Source organism: Embleya sp. NPDC008237 (assembly GCF_042956465.1).
Lineage (GTDB): Bacteria > Actinomycetota > Actinomycetes > Streptomycetales > Streptomycetaceae > Embleya.
The window spans coordinates 63,914-81,867 of record NZ_JBIBGL010000031.1; the positions used below are offsets into that span (position 1 = coordinate 63,914).

Below are 17,954 nucleotides of genomic sequence, written 5' to 3' on the forward strand. Positions count from 1 at the left end.
TGTGCTGGGCATGAGTGGACTCGATGACGTCTTGGGCGCGGCCCGCCATCCGGCGAACGCGCAAGCAGCCGCCGCCCAACGCGAACCCGGGGAAACGGGCGCGGGCCCGGTGCTCACCCTCTGCCGGCTGACGGTGCGTCAGTAGCCGGTGCCGCGTTTGATGCGGGCACGCTCGGCGTCGTGGGCGGCGCCCTTGTCGTCCAGGGTGCGACACGCGTCGGTGAGGTCTTGACTCAGGCGGTCGATCTGTTCGCGGCTCAAGGTCTCCTTGACCAGGGCACGCAGGATCTTCACGTTCTCGGCGTTGGGCGGGAGGGTGTACGCCGGCACCATCCAGCCGCGCTCGGCGGAGAGCTGCCAGGCGATGTCGGACTCGTCGTAGGAGTGCTTGCCGGCGAGACGGAAAGCGACCAGCGGCAACTGCTCGAGGTCGGCTCCGATCACTTCGAAGCGGCCGCTGCCGCGCACGTTGTCCGCCAGCGCGCGGGCGTTGTCCTGCATCATCTTCATGACGTAGGTGTAGCCCTGGCGGCCGAGTCGCACGAAGTTGTAGTACTGCGCGAGCACCATCGACGCTCCGGTGGAGAAGTTCAGCGTGAACGTCGCGTCGGTCTTGCCCAGGTAGTTCTCGTAGAAGACGAGGTCCTTGGCGAGGTCGGCCTCCTCGCGGAAGATCAGCCAGCCGATGCCCGGGTAGACCAGGCCGTACTTGTGTCCCGAGACGTTGATCGAGCGGACCTGCTCGAGCCGGAAGTCCCATTTCGAGTCCGGGTAGAGGAAGGGCCACACGAATGCGCCACTGGCGCCGTCGACGTGGATCGGGATGTCGAGGTCCCGCTTTTCGCGAACGTCTCGCAGGAGCTTGTCGATGCCGACGACGTCGTCCTTGTGGCCGGTGAACGTGGTGCCCAGTACGGCGACGACGCCGATCGTGTTCTCGTCGAGGTGGGGCTCCACGTCCTCCGGGCCGATCGTGTACTTGCCCTCGGCGAGCGGCACGATCCGCGGCTCGACGTCGAAGTAGCGGCAGAACTTCTCCCACACGACGTGCACGTCCCCGCCGAAGATCAGGTTGGGCCGGTCGGTCGACAGGCCGGCTGCCTGGCGGCGCTCGCGCCACTTCCACTTCAGTGACAGCGCGCCGAGCATGATCGCCTCGGACGATCCCTGGGTACGGCATCCGGTCGTCCTGCCGGGCGCGTTGAAGAGGTCGGCGAGCATGCGCACGCAACGCTGCTCGATCTCGGCGGAGATGGGGTACTCCGCGTGGTCGATGAAGTTGCGGTGGAGGTTCTCGGCGATGAGCCGTTGCGCCTCCGGCTCCATCCACGTGGTGACAAACGTGGCGAGGTTGCGCTGCGGGTCGCCTTCCATGGCGAGGTCCACATCCACGAGCCTCATCGCATCGGATGCGGCCATGCCTTCCTCGGGAAAGGTCTCCGAGGGAGCGGGCGCCGTCAAGAATCGGTTGCCGAAAAGAGCAGAATCATCATGCTTTCTCATGTGCTGATTCCAACAGTTCGGCGGCTGTCGCGGCCGTGGGACACACCGGGCGGCCGGCACGGACGGCGGCGCCGGACGGCGCGCACGTCTACGTCAGCAACCGGGGTGTGTTCATGGCCCGGCCGGCACCACGGTCACCGTCCTTGCAACGCCGGCCTGTGGCAAGGGCGATGCGGGTACCGGAAACGTGCACTGGGCGACGGCGCATGCCGGCCGGTGAACGATGTCGGAAAGCCGTGTGTGGGAGAACCGCGTGCACGGTTGGAAGCGGCGGGGACTGGAAACGCAGCATCAGCCACCGCGCCGGTCCCCGACCCTACTCAGCCGCGACGCCATTGTGGCGTCGCCGTGAGAACGCGCCGGCCGGCCGTCGTGCCCACCGCCCATCAGCGGTCCGCACCGTTGGTCCGATGACGGGAGACCTGTTCACGTGCCGCCCGCCAACGCGCCCGCGTCTGCTCGACCACGCTGTCCCACTGCCGGCGGACCTCGTGGTCGGAGGGGCGTCGGCCTTGACGGATTCGACCGAGCTCGTCTCGTACTTCTCGTCCCAGCGCAGCCGATGCGACGAGGACGAGCATGGCCGCGAAGAGAGCCGAGATCATCGCGAAGACGGCACCGACCACCCCGTAGCGCGAGACGGAGGCGTTGAACAGGCGCGGCAGGTAGAGGCCGGCGCCCACGGCGTAGATCGCTGTCAGAACGGCCGCGGTGACGCCGAAAGGGATCAAGTCGGGCCACATGATTCGCTTCGCCGACAGGATCCAGCCGCTCCAGACAAGAAACACGGCGGTTACCGGTGCCTCGCCGGCGGCGGCCAGCAGACCTCGCCCGCTCCCGCCGAGGACGGCGGCTAGCCACCCGATGACAACCGTGTAGCCACCAAGAGTGAGGATCCACCACAGGTCGTTTCGCGTGTTGCGCACGCTGAGGGGCTTGAGTTCCCATGTCTGTTCGAAGAGCCGCTGGGCGGCTCGCGCGAAGCTCAGCAGCGAGATCAGCAGGAACACCACCCCGAAGGTGCCCACGCTCGCGCTTGTGCTTTCGGCAGGGGAGAAGAGGGAGTCGACCGCCTCGGCGCCCGCTCCGGTGAGGCGGTAGCGCTTGATGATCCGCCCTCCGGAGTCGTAGTGGACGAAGTCGCCCAGGACGGCGCTACCGAGGATCGCGAGCGGAATCAGTGCGGTGAGAGCGCTGGACGCCAGGGCCATCGAGCGGTCGAAACCGAGGATCCTCTGAAACCGGTTGACGACTCGCAACGCGAAGTCCGGACGCAGCCAGAACGTCAGCGTTCCGACGAGACGCTCGCGATTGATCCTCGCCGTCCTGCCCTCCGTGAAAGTCGAAACCTGTGTGGCGGCGCGAGCCTAACGGACGGTTATGGAGTCGATGACGGGCGACACGGATGTTTCCCCCAAACGGCTGCCCTGAAAGGCCTCCTCCGCATCACCTGTGCGAACCACAGCGCACCGGGGGCGGGGGTGGTCGACCTGCGGTATTGCGCGGATCGAGAAGCTGCGCAACGCCGTCGGGACTTCGCCTCGGATCACCCCGTTCGAGCCGGTGGGTGGATCCGTGCGGAACGACGGCGCCGCCGGAGCTCATCTGTACGCGCCCAACTTCCACCGTGTACGGGGAGTCCACGACAACACCTTCCGGGCCCACCGCGCGCCCCTTCGCATCGACACGCCCGCCGTGCGCCGTGCACGTCCCGGTCGTCGCGGTTCGCGCGTCTCGACGCGGGCGGTTACATCTCCCAGCGTCGGTCGGGTCGTTCCGCCCAGGCCCATTGTCGGTGGGGTCCGACGGTGATGCCGAAGTCGTACCGTGGATGCGGTGTTCGTCCTGCCATCGGAGGGCGGCGTCGACCTCGTCCCACAGTCGGCGCGGCCCGCCCTGGACGGCCTTGCCGATCCCGGGTCGGTCGTCGACCAGCGCCCAGGACGGTCCCACAGCTGCCACACGGTCCCGCCACCGAGTGTCCGAAGCCGCACGTCGGGGAGTCGCAGCGCGACGGCGTGGGTGAAGTTCCCGTCCCCGGTACAGCGACTCCGGGACCACACGCCGCCGGGCCCGCCATGAGTGCGCTGTGATCGCGTAGATACACCGACCGACCGACCGACCGACCGACTGACCGACCGACCAACCGATCGACCGATCGCCGCGCCACCGCCACCGCCACCACCGGCCCGGCGGTCGCCCGCGCAGTGAACACGGAGGGCAGGCGACTTCGCATACGGTGGCTGCGGTAACGGTGGTCGAGCGGCGGGGGAGCACTCGGGTATGCGGGTCCTGGCTGGGCGGTACGAACTCGTGGAGTTGGTCGGCAGAGGCGGAATGGGCGAGGTCTGGAAGGGCGTCGACCGCGAGCTCGGCCGGACCGTGGCCGTGAAGGTGTTGCCCGTCGAACTGACCCGTCAGGAGGAGTTCCGCCACAGGTTTCGCCGCGAGGCGCGGACCGGTGCGGCGCTCTCACACCACGGCGTGGCGACGCTTCACGACGTCGGCGAGGACGTCGACGGCACCGACGTCGTCCCGTTCCTGGTCATGGAGTTCATCGACGGCCGGACCCTGACCGAGGTCCTGCGGGCGGGTCCGATGCCCATCGCCCGGGCGATCGCGATAGCGCGCGATGTGGCCGACGCGCTGGTGCACAGCCACGGTGTCGGCCTGGTCCACCGGGACATCAAGCCGTCGAACGTCATGGTCACCGCGTCCGGCGCGGTCAAGGTGCTCGACTTCGGCATCGCCAAGGCGCTCGCCGAGACGACGACGCGGCTCACCGCGACGGGGCGCATGGTCGGCACACCGGCGTACCTGGCGCCCGAGCAGATCGACGGCGACGCCGTCGACGCGCGTGCGGACATCTATTCGCTCGGCTGCCTGCTGTACGAACTGCTCACCGGGCGACCGCCGTTCTCGGGGGATTCGCCGTTCGCGGTGATGAACCAGCACCTGACGAAGACGCCGCCCCCGCCGTCGGCGCTGCGGACGGACATCCCCGAACAGGTCGACGCGGTCACGCTGGTCGCCCTCGCCAAGGCGCCCGATCGGCGGTACGGCGACGCGGCGGCGTTCCGATCGGCGCTGGAATCGACGCAACGTGAACTGAATGCCGCAGCCGTTGTCCCCCCGCACGCCCGAACGACCGTCGTGGGCCGACCGCGTTCGGGCCGGACCGGACGGCGAACACCGGACCGAGACCCGGCGTCGGGATCCATCGCCACGCCCGTGGCGCCGGCGCGGGGTACGTCCGGCCGCCCCGAGTTCGCGTCACAACCGGGCGAGTCGATCGTCCCTTCGCAATCCGGTCACGCGACCGGGGCCGACGGGACACAGGGCCGCCCCTCGCCGACAACGCGCCTGCGCCGCACGGAGGGTGTATCGATCGCCGTCCTGGGATGGGTGTTGCTGGTGGCGTACGCGATCAAGATCACCGAGTTCGAGGATCCGCACCCCGTCCTCCCGCTCGCCATCGTCTCCGGAGTCGCGGCGATCGGCTCCCTGTCGGTACTGCTGTGGTCGGTACGACTGAGTATCACGATCAGTTGGCCGTTTGTTTTCGCCCTCAGTTGCACCATGGACCTCTACGGGGCGGGGCACGCCTTTCGGGCCGTGCCGTGCCTGGTGCTCGTGCCGTTCGCGGGCGTCGCGTTCTTTCGACGCCGGCCCGACTCCGTGCTCCCGATCTGCCTGCTGTGGATGGGGCTTGCCATCGCATGGTGGGCCTTTACGTCGGAGGAGGCCCCGGCGGTGCGTGAGAGTGGGTACACCATGGCCGTGTTGCTCGTGGTGGCCGTCACCACAGCGCAGGAACTGGCCGAACGCAGATCCGCCATCCGTTGATGCGGCGAACGTAACATCCCGCTCTGGCGTTCCTGGGCACGCTTCGGCCGCGACGTGGCCGTGCCTGTGCTCGGCAGTGTGTCGGCGGTGGGTCTGCCGGCCCTGATCGCCTACCTGTCGGCCGGGTAACCCGAACGCGTGAGCCCCGGACCGGCAGCGGTTCGGGGCTCACCTCCCCGGAATTCGAGTTCGGTTCCTGGGGCCCTCCCACCTTGAGGAACCGGCCGGCACAGGGGCCCGGGTCGATCAACCATCACGCTCAACGACCGTCTCACGCCCCCGTGTTCACTCGGCGAGGCGGGATCTGCGCAAGGCGTTCGAGGACGGCGAGAACGAACCCGACGCCGCCGACTTCTACGACGGCGAGATGAGCATGCGCCGCCACGACCGGCACGACACACCCGCGCCGAAAACGCGCCCAGGAACCCCGGCAGGAGAAGGGTGCGTCGGCCAGGCGGCGGGCGTGTCCGGGTCGTCGTGGCGCCACACGTCGTGCGGGTCGGTGAGCGCGACCCGGCGGCCGCACACACCGCAGGTGCCCCGAGGTCGCTGCATACCCATTCGTCCATGATGCGGCGGTCGCCGGATCCGGTGGGGTCGTACCGGTCGGCCGGCCGGTGGGCACCGATACGGCGATGGCCCACCGCGAGCACGCGGTCGGCCATCGTCGTTCTCCATTTCGTTCCTACCGGGACACCTGTCCCGGACAGGGCGCTGACCAGGTCGGACACGGTCGTCGTGTCCGGGACAACCGTTCTCCCTTGATCGTGGGGTTCGGCGGATCGATGGTTGCCGACACGAGGGGTCCCGACGAAGTAATCGGTGACCCCGCATGTCCACAGCACAGGAGCGATTGTGAACGTCTCTCGCACGATCTCCGCCGCCGGTCTTTCCCTGATGGTCGCGACCGGCCTGGCGGTGGTTCCGACCGCGGCTTCCGCAACCCCGACTTCGGCTGCCGCTGCCGCGTGCGGCGGCGGCGCTTCCGCCGGCGCGCTCGGCAACTACGGCGCGGCGTCCTACTCGAGCTGCACCCGCTACGGCAGCCCGGGATCCCGGGTCACCTACACCTTCTACAGCAAAGCCAAAGCGACGGTCTGCGCGCAGGGTTGGGGATACAACAGCAGCAACCAGGGCCAGTGGTACACCCTGGGTTGCGTGGATCCGGGCCGGACGGCCATCGTCACAGCCCCGTGGGGCAACAACGCCGCGCGACCCAGGCTCCGGGCGACCACCACGGCAGCGGCCACACCCGGCGTGACCTGGTCCCACTGACCCATCGGACTGCTCCCGCCCCTGGGCGATTCGGCAGGCAGGTCCTGCGGGCCGCGATGCCGATCCGCGAGTTCGCCCGACACGCGCAGACCGGGCCGGCCCCGGCTGCGGCCGTGCACGCCGCTGCGTGTCGGTTGGATCGCCGTTCGTTGACTGCACCCCCATCGGGGTGACTGGTTTCCAGGGCCGGTCGGGCCCGATCGGATCGGGCCCGACCGACCTGTGGGGCAGGCGTCATCCGCGTCGGGCGCGATCGCGCCCGACGCGTTCGCGGCCCGGGGTGTTGCTGCCCGTCCTCGAAGGCAACGACCAGGTGGTGATCGGCTGCGGCAGCCACCGCAGTGCGCATCCGTCGCCGCTGTCGCGTCGAGCTGACACACCGCGACGTCACCCGCCCGCTGCTCTCGCCCAGGGCCCACGGCACCTGCTGACTTCGCCGTGTCGGCTTCGGGATCGCCGTCATCCCTCCGGGACGTGGCGGCACGGTCCCGCCGGCGCTGGCCGCCGGGGATGTCGGTCCCGATGGCGGTCCGGAACGGTTCGGAGGAGCGGAAGTGGCCGCCCGGGGTGTGCCAGGCGAGACCGGGGTGTTCGGCGCGGAGAGCGGCCAGGCCCGCCGAGGCGAGTCCGCACCGTGGGCGTTGCTGTTCGGTGTAGGGCTCCTCGATCCAGCCGAGCCGACAGCGGGCGGCAATTCGGGTAGTCGACCGCGAATACGGGACGGCCGGCCAGGTTCACGGCCCGCTGGCGCCGGCCGGTGCGTAGACCGGAGATCGATGTCCTGCCACGGGGTGTCCAGCCGGGGGACGACCGCCCAGGCTTGCGGCCGTCCCCGTCGGGGCCGCGGCTGATCCACCGCAGCACCGCGCGCCAGGGGTCTCGTCCGGATGCGCGCCCCACCTCGTGGGCGCGCCGGGTCAGGAGTTCGGCCGCCCGCGTGGCGTCGTTCTCCGTCATGTCGAACGAAGGCACTATCGGCGGTCCGCCACTTGGGCGGTGAGCTTGCCGAGGGCGAATCGCAGCCGTTCCAGCGTGTCGATCAGCGTGCCCGACCGATCCTTGGCGGTGTTGTGTTCCACCGCGACGGCCAGGGCGAGCGTGGCATGGACCTGGGCGAGCGCCGCGGCCTCCTTCGGGCTCTGGTCGCCGTCGTCCCACGCGCGTTTCGCCAACGTCCCCGCGTTCTTGCGATACCTCTCGAACAACTCCTCGCGTGCGCCCACGTTTCCCCCTCGTCGTCGCTCGTCCGGTCGATACCTTCCCGGTGCTCTCGGGCGCGGAACCGGCGCCGGCCGTGCTCGAACGCGTCGGCACCGCCTCAACACAGGAAGTGTCGTCCGTGGGGCACCAGGGCATCGGCGAGCGGTCGGTGGCAGACCTCGCAGACCGGCCCCGCGTTCGTCGCAGGGGGCACCGGCCGTACCGGCGGCAGCGGACCGGGCACCCAGGGGCGTACCGGCTCGGAGGCCGCTCCGCGTCGTTCCCGAGCCTGGTCACGCCGTCGGCTCTCGTGCCGTTCGTACCGGCGCCCGGCCGCGTCGGCATCGCGGCGTACCAGGGCGGCCGAGGCGACCTGGCGCTCGGTCATCGCGGGTGGGAACGTCACGCCGTCGGCGTCCAGGCCGAGGTCTGCCAAGGGGAATCGTTCGCGAAGGAGCGGGTCGCCGGCGCAGGGCGGATGGGGCGGCGCGGACAGGCGCAGGTCCTTCGTCCACCAACGGTGGCCGCGTTCGTGGGGCTGCCCGAGTGGGCCTCGGCCGCGTCCTCACGCCGGTGGAGTGTCCAGGCCGCCACGCCCTCGGCGAACAGCACGTGCGGTATTCGGATGTCGGGGCGGCCCTCACGTCCCGGCTGCGTGAGGAACGCGACCGCGGCGCGCGCGAGCGCCACCAGGCCGTGGAAGCCCTGGGCGTCCTCCGACTCGAGCTCGCCGAACTCCGCGAACGCCTGCAACAGGCCGACGACAGGAGCGCCGCCGCACACACACGCATCAGCGCACTGCGCGACGGCAACCGAGGCCGACAACGCCGTCTGGACAAGACCGTTTCCCACATCCGCGAGCTGGAGGGCGAACTCGCCGAACAGCGCGCCACGATCACACTCCTGCACCGAGAGGTCGACGCCCTGCTCGAACGGGAGCGTGGGACGCCCGCCGGGGACCGCGTTGCCCGGGCGGCAACGCAGGTCACGGCCACGAAGCCGCCCTCGCGCCGCCGACGGCGCCGGCGCGCCCGACCGCGAGGCGAGGGCCTTCGAGGCGGGCCGGGTGGACACGGGGACGACGGTGCCGACCGGGCCCGTGCGCTCGGGTACCGGGTCTCCGCCGAGCCCGCGTCGCGCGTGTCACGCAAGGCGTACGAGGAGATGCGGCACTTCATGGCGGGGACGATGGCGATGTGTCGGCTCCTGGCCTGGCCCGTGGCCGGGCTCTTCGTCCACCTGCGTCCGCCGGACCGCACTCCCGAGGATTGGGAGGGCTGGGCGACTCTTTCGTCGATGGCCACGCTATTCGTCATGTACCTCTGCGCGGACCCCGACGTGACATGGCGTACGCGCACGCGGCACTTCACGGCGGGGGCGAAGGCGGTGTGTGGGCTTTTGGCCTGGCCCGCGGCCGGGCTCCTCGCCTACGTGCTCTTCATCCTGCGTCCTCCCGTGCTGACGAACGACGACGCCCCCGGGGGCTGGAAGGCCTACGTGTGCTTTGCGGTGACGGTCGCGATGCTCCTCGTGTCCCTCTGGACGTACCTTGACGCGACGTGGGGTATTCGCACACGGACGATGCGCGTGTTACGTGACCACCCGTGGCAGGCGTGGCCGTGTCTGGTGGTCCGGGGGACGCGCGGTGTTCACGACGTTCGGGTTGTTCTGCTGGACGACCGAGGGCAGCCCGTCGCCATGCTCGCCGACATCCCGATGAGGGACTTTCTCGGTTCCCTCGACACCGCGGGCGTGTTGTGGGTCGCCGGAGGACTCGGCGAGGGTTCCCGGTGCGTGATCGCCCTCAACGATCCGACGCCCCGGCGGATGAGCACGTGTCGAGCCTCCGCCCCGTCGCCCCTCTCGGAATTCGGTCTCAGGAACGACGAAGTCGGTGACGGGCACAAGGTCGTGAATCGGGCCCGGTATACCCCGCGCAGCTACGACCCCGAGGCGCATCCGTACGGCGGCTGACACCCAGCCGGTGATTCACGGCTGATACTTCGCCACCGACGGCAGTGGCCGGTCATCCCGCGGACGCCCCCGGCTTGACCAGCAGGATCTCCAGGCAGTGGTCCAAGTGTCGAAGTACTCGTCGCAGGCCCCGCACTGCGCGTCGCCGTCGCCCGCACGGACCCAGGACAAGTGGCGGTCCGGAGGACCGGCTCGGATCAGGTGCGGACGGGTGTGACCCCGGGCGTGGCCGGAACCAGCCGGTACGCGTATCCCTCGCGCCGCACGTGTCCGGCGGTCGGCGGCGGAAAGTGGCTGCCGAGCAGGAGGGTCGACGTATCGGCGAGCGAGTCGAGCAGCTCGTTGCGGGTCCTGGCGGCGAGTTCGGGTGCGATGTCCACACAACTGCAGAGCGCCGGATGCGACATCTGCACCGGGTGGTGGATGCTGTCGCCGGTGATCAGCGCGGTCTCACCACGGCTGCGCAGCTCGACCGCTACTTGTCCCGGCGTGTGCCCGGGGGTGGGGAGCAGGCGGAGGCCCGGTGCGATGTCCGTGCCCCCGTCCACGACGTCGACGAGGTCGAACAGGCCCGCGTCCCGGACGGGGTGGACCGAGTCGCGGAACATCTGTCGGCGCGCCTCCTCCATCTCGACACCGGCCCAGTAGTCCCATTCGACGCGAGTGGTGAGATAGCGCGCGTTCGGGAAGGTGGGCACCCAGCCGTCGCCCTCGGCCCGCGTGTTCCAGCCCACGTGGTCGGCGTGGAGGTGGGTCAGGACGACGAGGTCCACGCTCTCCGGTGCGAAGCCCGTCGCCCGAAGACGCGATTCATAGTCGCTGTCCAGGTCGTGCCAGGCCGGGTTGGCGCGCCGCTTCCCGTTGCCGATACCGGTGTCGACCAGTACCCGCATGCCGTTCACCTCCACGGCGAAGCTGTGGCTCGCCAGGCGCAGGACGCCCTGTTCGTCGGCGAAGTCGGGGTGTAGCCAGGATGTCCGGGTCACGATGTCGGCGGTCGCCCCGGGCAGCAGCCACGGACCCGTCTGCGGAGGCAGGACCACCTCGTCGACGCGCCGGACGGTGTGATCGCCCACGGCCCACGAGAAAGCCCGGGGAGTGGCGGTCGTTTCGGTGTGCGAAGGCGTGAACACGTATCTGTTCCTTACCTGTTGTGGGTCGCGAGGACGCAGGGGACGTGGGTGGCGGTGTCCGCCGGGACGGGTGCGGTGTTCTTCACCTTTGGGCCGGGGTGCGAGGGGCCGGGTGATGTCCGGCGGCCGCGCAGTGGCCCGGACAGCGCCGTCACCGCGATCCCGGCCAATACCGCCACGCAGCCGGCGTAGGCCAGGGCTGCGGTACGCAGCCCGAAGCCCGCCGTGAGGGCGCCGGCCCCGATGGCGGGCAGGCTCATGGCCAGGTAGGCGAGTGCGTGATAGGAGGCGAGGGCGCCGCCCTTCCGGTGTGCCGGAACCGAGCCGATGACCGCGCGCAGCGCACCCTGGGAGACGGCTCCGAAGCCGAACCCCGCCAGTGCCGCCCCGGCGAAGAGCGGAACCGGGTCGGCGAGGCAGAGGGCGCCGAGAGACAGCCCGACCGCCGGTATCACCGCGCAGCTCCCCAGGAGGGCGGAGACATCCGCGCGCATCCTGCGTGTGAAGTACACCGTCGGGGCGGCGACGGCCGTCAGGGTGAAGAAGACCATGCCGCCTGCGGACTCGGGTCCGCCGGGGGAGACGAGCCGGGTGAAGGCCGGGCCCAGGGACGAGTAGAAGCCACCGAGCGCCCAGACGGCGACCACGCCGGCACCGTTGAGCAGGAGAGCATGGGCGGCCGCGGGCGGCAGCGCCGGACGAGGCCGCATCGAGCGCAGCGCGCCCGGACGAGGGCGGGCGGTCTCGGACGTCCACGCGAGGGCAGCGGTCTGCGCGACGAACAGGGCGATCAGGGCCACGTACACCGTGGTCGTCGGGCCGGGGGCGAAGCGCACCAGGAGGGTGGCTCCCAGGACGCCGGCCGCCATGCCGGTCACCGGAGCGATGCTGTTGGCCAGAGCGGAACGGCCGGGCCGAGCGGAGCTCTCCAGGTCGAGGAGAGCCGCGCCTGCGGCGCCGGTGGCCGCGCCGGTGGCGATGCCCTGCAACACGCGGGCACCGATCAGGGTGGTCAGGCCGCCTGCCGTCGCGAACAGGGTCATGGAGGCGACCTGGACCGCGAGCGCGCCCATCAGGACGGGGCGGCGCCCGATGTGATCGGAGAGGGTGCCGGTCGTCAACAGCGCGATCAGCAGAGCCAGGGCGTAGGCGCCGAAGACCACGGTGATGTCGAGGGCGGACAACCGCCACTGCGCCTGGTAGCGGGAGTACAGCGGTGTCGGCGCGCTGGATGCGGCGAGCAGCGCGATCAGGATCGAAGCGTGCAACACGAAGGGCAGACGGCCCGAGATGAAGGTGCGGGGAGATACGAGGCCCGCGGAGACGCTCTGCATGAGGGTCCTTCCCGAGCTAAAAGCAATCCATTTGCTTTTACCGACCGTATAGCCCTACCGTCGGTTAAAGCAAATGGTTAGCTTTAGCGTCGGGTCATGGGCCGGTTCCCGCCCCGGCGCACCGCACGGATCCGGAAGGACACCATGATCAGTGAACTCACTCCCCACGAGGCGGCCCGCGGGGCGCTGCGGGCGGGGCTCCCCCTGGGAGGCGACCGTCACGAAGGGGTGGCAACGACCGCCAACCACATCCACTCCGTCATCACCACGCTGCGCGAGCTCGACTTCGGCGACATCCCTCCAGCGGCCTCCTACCGGGCCGGACGGGAGAACGCCGATGCAACCCTTTGAGCTGTCGCTCACCGAAGCCTCCCGAGCCCTGCGCGCCCGCGAGCTGTCCCCCGTCGAACTCGTCGAATCCGTACTGGACCGCATCGACGCGGTGGAAGGACGGCTCGGCGCCTTTGTCACCGTCGCCGCCGACGCGGCCCGGGCCGCGGCCGTCCGGGCCGAACGGGAGATCTCCGGAAACGGACCGCGCAGCCCGCTGCACGGAATCCCCATGGGGCTCAAGGACCTGATCGACGCGAAGGGAATGCCCACCACGGCGAGTTCCGACGTCCGGGCGGGGCATGTGGCGGAACGCGACAGCACGGTGGCCGAACGACTCGCCGCGGCCGGGGCCGTCCTCGTGGGCAAGACGCACACGCACGAGTTCGCCTACGGCCTGACCACGCCCCAGACGAACAACGCCTGGGACCACAGCCGGGTCGCGGGAGGGTCGAGCGGCGGCTCGGCGGTGGCTGTCGCCTCCGGCGGAGCGACATTCGCCATGGGCACGGACACGGGCGGTTCCATCCGCGTTCCCGCCGCCCTCAACGGCGTGGTCGGCCTCAAACCGACCTACGGCCTCGTCCCACGCTCCGGCGTGACATCACTGTCCTGGTCCCTGGACCACGTGGGCCCTCTCACCCGCACCGTCCAGGACGCGGCGCTGGTGCTGTCCGCGACGGCCGGCCACGACCCGCGCGACCCGGCGAGCGTGTCCGGCCCCGCAGCGGACCGCTTCCCAGGCGGTGGTGACCTGCGGGGACTGAAGGTCGGCGTACCGCGCAACCACTACTTCGACCGAGTCGCCCCCGAGGTGGAGGACGCGGTGCGCCGTGCGATCGAGCGACTGGCGGAGTTCGGTGCACAACTCGTCGACGTCGAGATCCCGATGGCCCGCTACATCCAGGCCGTGCAGTGGGGGCTGATGGTGCCCGAGGCCACCGCCTACCACGAGCGGTCACTGCGAGCCACGCCCGACCTGTACGCCCCGGACGTCCGCATCCTGCTGGAGGCCGGCGAACTCACATCCGCCGGCGACTACCTCCGCGCCCAGCGGGCCCGCACCATGATGCGCGACGCCTGGGCCCGCATGTTCGACGAAATCGACGTCCTTGCCGCTCCCACGGTGCCGATGACGGCCGCCAGGTCGGATCAGAACGCGGTCGACTGGGCCGACGGCACAACCGAGGCCGTCTCCGACAGCTACGTCCGCCTCTGCGCCCCTGCCAACATCACCGGCGTACCGGCCCTGACCCTGCCGGTCGGTCACGACCGCGCCGGACTTCCCATCGGCATGCAGCTGATGGCACGGCCCTTCCGCGACGCGACGGTGCTCCGCGTGGGCCGGGTCTACGAGGAGGCGGCGGCCGGTACGGGGCGGCTCGCCCCGGTCGCGACGTGAGATCCGGCGGACGTCCCGGCCGCCACCGGTGGCACGGACGACCGCCGGCGACCCCGGTGGCGACCGGAGCCGGGACGCGTCGCGCGCGCGGTGAGCCACACCCCCGGAAGCTCCGGACAGGGGGACGACCTGGCACCAGAAGGCCGGTCTTCAATCCCGCGCCGAGCACCACGACGCCCGGCGCCGCCGCCGTCCCGGTGAAACACCCGGATAGAACCACTGTGCGAGCGTTTCCTCGGCACGCCGATGCACGGCACCGAACGCCACGGACGCCTTGCCCGATGCGGGATTGAAGACAGTCCCTAGAAGCAACGGATTCGCATTAGGGTGGATCGCATGAGCCCCAAGCCGATGGCCCGTCCCGGCGGGCGCAGCGCACGTGTGCAGGAGTCCGTCCATGCGGCGGTGCGTGAACTCGTGGGTGAGGTGGGCCGCGATGCGCTGACCGTCCCCATGGTGGCCGCTCGGGCCGGTGTGACCCCCTCCACGATCTACCGCCGTTGGGGCGACCTGCAGGAACTCCTGTCGGACGTCGCGGTCGAACGGCTGCGCCCGGAAACGGATCCGCCCGATCTGGGCAGCCTGCGCGCCGATCTCGACGCCTGGGCGGAGCAGTTCCTCGACGAGATGGCCTCTCCGCCCGGGCGCGCCTACATCAGGGACGCGCTGCTCGGCGACCCGGGCGGCGCCAACGCCGGTCAGTGCTCGGCCTACGCCGCCGAGCAGATCGACGCCGTGCTGAACCGTGCGGTACTGCGAAGGGAGCCGGTCCCCGATACGGAGCTGTTGATCGATCGTGTGGTGGCGCCGATCATGTACCGCATCCTCTTCCGTCCCGGCCGGCTGGACGCCGAGTACGCGCGCGCGCTCGTGACGAACGCTCTCCACGGCTCCGAGGGGGGCGGCTCCCGGCGCACGTCGGCCGTTCGCGGTCCGGCTACGGCTTCGGCGGAAACCTGACCAGGTTCGCCGTAGAAGCGTCCCCCCGGCGGGGTGGTGCGCGCACGACAGCGTTGCCGCGCTTGACGCGGAACTCGATCCAGGGTCCGTCGGAGCTCTTACCGAGGTCGCAGTTCAAGGCGTCGCCCCAGCGACATCACCCATCAAAAGACGAGGGTCCGCCCGCGGCATCATTCGAAGATCACCAGTAAACGCGGACGAGCCCCTCACCCGGGTGTCCCCTCCCGACTGCCCTGGTAGCGTGCGTCGGCATGTCATCGGAACTGAATCGGCCCCCGCTCCAAGCGGATGAACGCACCGCGCTCATCGGCTGGCTGGACCTGCAGCGGCAGATCCTGCGCTGGAAATGCGAAGGGCTGAGCGACGAGGACGCGCGCCGCCCGGTCATCCCGACCTCACCGGACATGACGATGGCCGGTCTCATCTCCCACATGCGCTGGACCGAGCACATATGGCTGGAAGTGCTGTTCCTCGGCGGCGACAAGAAGCAGAACCCCGCATTCGACGAGTCAAGCAAGAACGCCGACTGGCACACCGACGCCCGCCCCCTCGCAGAGCTCCTTGCGGAGTACGAGGCCCAGTGCACCCGCAGCAACGCGATCACTGCCGCGGCCGACCTGGACGACACCGGCCGCCACCCCGACTTCCGCGACGGCAGCGCCAACCTCCGCTGGATACTGATTCACCTCGTCGAGGAGACCGGGCGACACGCAGGGCACGCGGATATCGTCCGGGAGCTACTCGACGGCACGAAGGGCTACTACTAGGCCCTGTACGGAGTTGGGTTAGAGGGGGGCGGCAGCGCCGGTCGCACGCCACGTGGATCTTGCAGGTCAACCCGCTGCGCAAGCGGCCGAGTGCCGCCGCCTTCAGTCGCGCGCGGCGTCATTCGGCCCGCCCGGGGTCGTCGTCCAGGGCGGGCCCGCCCCCGGCGCGGAACGCGCTGGGCTTGAGTACGTGGAGAAAGTCTCGGACACGCGCCCCGGTCGACGTCCCGATGCGCGTGTCCGTCTGCGCCTGCCGGAGGGTCTACGCGGTCAGGGTCACAGTGCGTTCGGAGGACGTTCGCTTCGTTCCGGCGCGGTCGGTGACCGTGTAGTACAAGTAGTATCGCCTGTTGGTTTCCGGGGTGGGGATCGGGAACGACATGAACTGGGACGCCGCAAGCTCCTGTTCGGTCACGGTGTGATCCCCCTGACTCTGGCCACCCCAATAAAGGGTGATCGTGTCACCGGGCTCCCTAGCCGGATACTCGATGTGAACCGTAATCCCGTTGCGTGCTTGCGCTCTGCTGATGATGCCGTCGCGGTTTGCGAGGGGCACGGTCGGTGCGGGAAGCGGCTGTTCGGGCATGGTGGTCTCCATTCTCACGTGCGGCGCCCGGCGGTCCCGGTGCCATGAACCACTATGGCCAACCCAGGAGTCGGGTGGGTGGAGAACATGCAAGTCCACTGTGGGGGCACGGAAGTTCGCCTCCGGGAACCCCGAACGGCGCCTTGTCGCTCGGCGGACCGAACAAGAGAGAGACGAGGCAGAAATCGGCATGAAGGCCCCGCCCGGCAACACGATTGGATTTCGGACCGGGGACTGCGCGCACTGGTGGAGCACCAGCCTTCGGAGAACGCCATTCGACGAAGAGTTGCGGATGTCCGATGCAGCTCGGCTCCGCTTGCCGCCCGGCACCTCACGGTGCCGGGCGGTTTTGTCGTGCCCGAAAACGGAGGGCACCTGTCGGAGCAAGGTGCGATCCTGGGCCGAACCCCACGACCGTCCGCAGGAGCACACCCGTGACGAGCCCACCCATGTCGGCGTTCTTGGCCCCACCCTCGGAGCCCGAGCCCGCTGTGGCGGTAGCGCCCTCCCGGCCACAGACGACTACGCCCTTCTCGGTTTCCGTGCCGGAACCGGCTGCGCTTGTCGTTGCCGAGCCGGACAGGAAGCCGGTCTACCACGCTGTGTCAGGGCATCTCGTGGGGTGGATCGTGGGCGCGGACTTCGTGGCTGTCGACGAGTAGATGCCGTGCCGAGATACGAGAAAATGGCCCCGGCCGCCCAGAGGGCGGCCGGGGCCATTCTGCGTTAGGCGGTCTTCGCCTCGGTGGGCTCGTCGTCCTGGTCGCCGTCCGCCAGGCCGAGATAGCCGATGATCGGCATCACCTCGTACTCGGGAGACGGCGCGTGCAGCGCTTCAACCGTCTTCCGGTCCTCGGTGCGCTGGGCCACTTCCCCCAGACCAAGCAATGCAGCAGTCAGGGTCAGCACGATCTCGGTAGGCAGGTCGAGCCCGTAGTGGGCCGGCAACAGGAGAACGGCGGCAACAAGGTGCTCGTCAATCCTCCGCGCGAGCGACCGAGCGCCGCGGCCTTCAGTCGGGCCCGGCGTCGGCGTCGGATCCGGCGGCGCTCGGTCCGCACGGGGTCGTCGTCCCGGGTCTCATGTTCCCTTTGTGCCTTCCGGGATCCCCCTTTGACCGGCCGGCGGCCTTCTCCAGGGCCGCGAGGACGTCCTCGTCGACCCGCATGACCGCCGCGTCGTGGTGGGCCCGCACCACGGTGGAGTCGACGCCGACCAGGGACATGTCCACCTGTCCGCGCCCCGCGGCCTCGGCGATCATCGCGTCCATCAGCGCGGCGAACACGCCGACGTCGCGCCACTGGCGAAACCGGTCGTACACCGTCGACCAGGGCCCGAACTCGCCCGGCATCTCCCGCCACTGGCTGCCGGTGCGGAACCGCCAGACGACACCCTCGAACTGTTCCCGCAGCCGCTGCGGGTACGGACCGAAGCCGCCTATCGGCAGGAACGGTTCGATCAACTCCCACTCGTCATCGTCGAGTTCACGTCGCGCCACGAAAGTGTTCTACCACTTCGCGATCGGGATTGATCACAACTCCGTACAGGCCCTAGTAGTGCTTTGTCAGGTCGGTGTTGGTTTTGGTCTTCGTGGTGGGCGTTGGCGGGGCAGTGTCCGGTGGCAGGTGGGGCAGGTTCCGGTCC

General features: G+C 69.8%; 17 protein-coding genes. 8 read left to right on the forward strand and 9 right to left on the reverse strand.

All coding sequences use genetic code 11. From position 1 onward, the window contains the following. Positions 1-10: 10 nt before the first annotated feature. Positions 11-145 (forward strand): hypothetical protein, encoded by a 135-nt coding sequence (locus ACFZBU_RS45325; RefSeq protein ID WP_391589679.1) that lies wholly within the window; start codon positions 11-13, stop codon positions 143-145. Here the strand turns inward: ACFZBU_RS45325 and ACFZBU_RS45330 are convergent. Together ACFZBU_RS45330 and ACFZBU_RS45335 are read right to left on the reverse strand one after the other, a co-directional pair. Further along, a complete protein-coding gene (locus ACFZBU_RS45330; RefSeq protein ID WP_391589680.1) occupies positions 139-1,503 on the reverse strand; it encodes a glutamate decarboxylase in 1,365 nt (454 codons plus the stop codon). The two genes, ACFZBU_RS45325 and ACFZBU_RS45330, sit on opposite strands and share 7 nt — an antisense overlap. Positions 1,504-1,889: 386 nt before the next feature. Continuing rightward, positions 1,890-2,762: a hypothetical protein gene (locus ACFZBU_RS45335; RefSeq protein WP_391589681.1), complete on the reverse strand. Its 873-nt coding sequence runs from the start codon at positions 2,760-2,762 to the stop codon at positions 1,890-1,892. Positions 2,763-3,786: 1,024 nt separating this feature from the next. Between ACFZBU_RS45335 and ACFZBU_RS45340 the strand changes: the two genes are divergently transcribed. Both ACFZBU_RS45340 and ACFZBU_RS45345 read left to right on the forward strand, forming a co-directional pair. Continuing rightward, complete coding sequence (locus tag ACFZBU_RS45340) at positions 3,787-5,349, forward strand: protein kinase (RefSeq protein WP_391589682.1); 1,563 nt, start codon at positions 3,787-3,789, stop codon at positions 5,347-5,349. Positions 5,350-6,204: 855 nt separating this feature from the next. Continuing rightward, positions 6,205-6,624, forward strand: a complete 420-nt coding sequence (locus ACFZBU_RS45345; protein WP_391589683.1) for a hypothetical protein — start codon at positions 6,205-6,207, stop codon at positions 6,622-6,624. A 971-nt stretch (positions 6,625-7,595) separates the two neighbouring features. Here the strand turns inward: ACFZBU_RS45345 and ACFZBU_RS45350 are convergent. Both ACFZBU_RS45350 and ACFZBU_RS45355 read right to left on the reverse strand, forming a co-directional pair. Next, the gene (locus ACFZBU_RS45350; RefSeq protein ID WP_391589684.1) at positions 7,596-7,847 is read right to left on the reverse strand and encodes a hypothetical protein; all 252 of its coding nucleotides are present in this window, start codon (positions 7,845-7,847) and stop codon (positions 7,596-7,598) included. 95 nt (positions 7,848-7,942) lie between these two features. Continuing rightward, complete coding sequence (locus tag ACFZBU_RS45355) at positions 7,943-8,260, reverse strand: hypothetical protein (protein WP_391589685.1); 318 nt, start codon at positions 8,258-8,260, stop codon at positions 7,943-7,945. 176 nt (positions 8,261-8,436) lie between these two features. On the opposite strand from ACFZBU_RS45355, the gene ACFZBU_RS45360 reads away from it, so the two are divergent. Then, the gene (locus tag ACFZBU_RS45360) at positions 8,437-9,798 is read left to right on the forward strand and encodes a hypothetical protein (protein ID WP_391589686.1); all 1,362 of its coding nucleotides are present in this window, start codon (positions 8,437-8,439) and stop codon (positions 9,796-9,798) included. A 197-nt stretch (positions 9,799-9,995) separates the two neighbouring features. On the opposite strand, the gene ACFZBU_RS45365 is transcribed toward ACFZBU_RS45360, so the two are convergent. Both ACFZBU_RS45365 and ACFZBU_RS45370 read right to left on the reverse strand, forming a co-directional pair. Beyond that, complete coding sequence (locus ACFZBU_RS45365) at positions 9,996-10,931, reverse strand: MBL fold metallo-hydrolase (protein ID WP_391589687.1); 936 nt, start codon at positions 10,929-10,931, stop codon at positions 9,996-9,998. An 11-nt stretch (positions 10,932-10,942) separates the two neighbouring features. Then, positions 10,943-12,265 (reverse strand): MFS transporter, encoded by a 1,323-nt coding sequence (locus ACFZBU_RS45370; protein ID WP_391589688.1) that lies wholly within the window; start codon positions 12,263-12,265, stop codon positions 10,943-10,945. A gap of 144 nt (positions 12,266-12,409) precedes the next feature. On the opposite strand from ACFZBU_RS45370, the gene ACFZBU_RS45375 reads away from it, so the two are divergent. The 4 genes from ACFZBU_RS45375 (at position 12,410) to ACFZBU_RS45390 (ending at position 15,724) form a co-directional block, all read left to right on the forward strand. Beyond that, entirely contained in the window at positions 12,410-12,616 is a 207-nt protein-coding gene (locus tag ACFZBU_RS45375) for a hypothetical protein (protein ID WP_391589689.1), read from the forward strand. Further along, positions 12,603-13,997, forward strand: a complete 1,395-nt coding sequence (locus ACFZBU_RS45380) for an amidase (protein ID WP_391589690.1) — start codon at positions 12,603-12,605, stop codon at positions 13,995-13,997. Before ACFZBU_RS45375 ends, ACFZBU_RS45380 begins: the two co-directional genes overlap by 14 nt. A 336-nt stretch (positions 13,998-14,333) precedes the next feature. Then, positions 14,334-14,957 carry a TetR/AcrR family transcriptional regulator gene (locus ACFZBU_RS45385; RefSeq protein ID WP_391589691.1) on the forward strand — a complete coding sequence of 208 codons (624 nt, stop codon included), beginning with the start codon at positions 14,334-14,336 and terminating at the stop codon, positions 14,955-14,957. A gap of 251 nt (positions 14,958-15,208) precedes the next feature. Beyond that, positions 15,209-15,724, forward strand: coding sequence for a DinB family protein (locus tag ACFZBU_RS45390; RefSeq protein ID WP_391589692.1), 516 nt, complete (start codon positions 15,209-15,211; stop codon positions 15,722-15,724). 262 nt (positions 15,725-15,986) lie between these two features. Here ACFZBU_RS45390 and ACFZBU_RS45395 read toward each other — a convergent pair whose 3' ends face one another. From ACFZBU_RS45395 to ACFZBU_RS45405, 3 genes are all read right to left on the reverse strand, one after another. Further along, the gene (locus ACFZBU_RS45395; RefSeq protein ID WP_391589693.1) at positions 15,987-16,310 is read right to left on the reverse strand and encodes a hypothetical protein; all 324 of its coding nucleotides are present in this window, start codon (positions 16,308-16,310) and stop codon (positions 15,987-15,989) included. 726 nt (positions 16,311-17,036) lie between these two features. Beyond that, complete coding sequence (locus ACFZBU_RS45400) at positions 17,037-17,258, reverse strand: hypothetical protein (protein WP_391589694.1); 222 nt, start codon at positions 17,256-17,258, stop codon at positions 17,037-17,039. Between the two features lie 64 nt (positions 17,259-17,322). Then, the gene (locus tag ACFZBU_RS45405; protein WP_391589695.1) at positions 17,323-17,808 is read right to left on the reverse strand and encodes a transposase; all 486 of its coding nucleotides are present in this window, start codon (positions 17,806-17,808) and stop codon (positions 17,323-17,325) included. Positions 17,809-17,954: the final 146 nt, after the last annotated feature.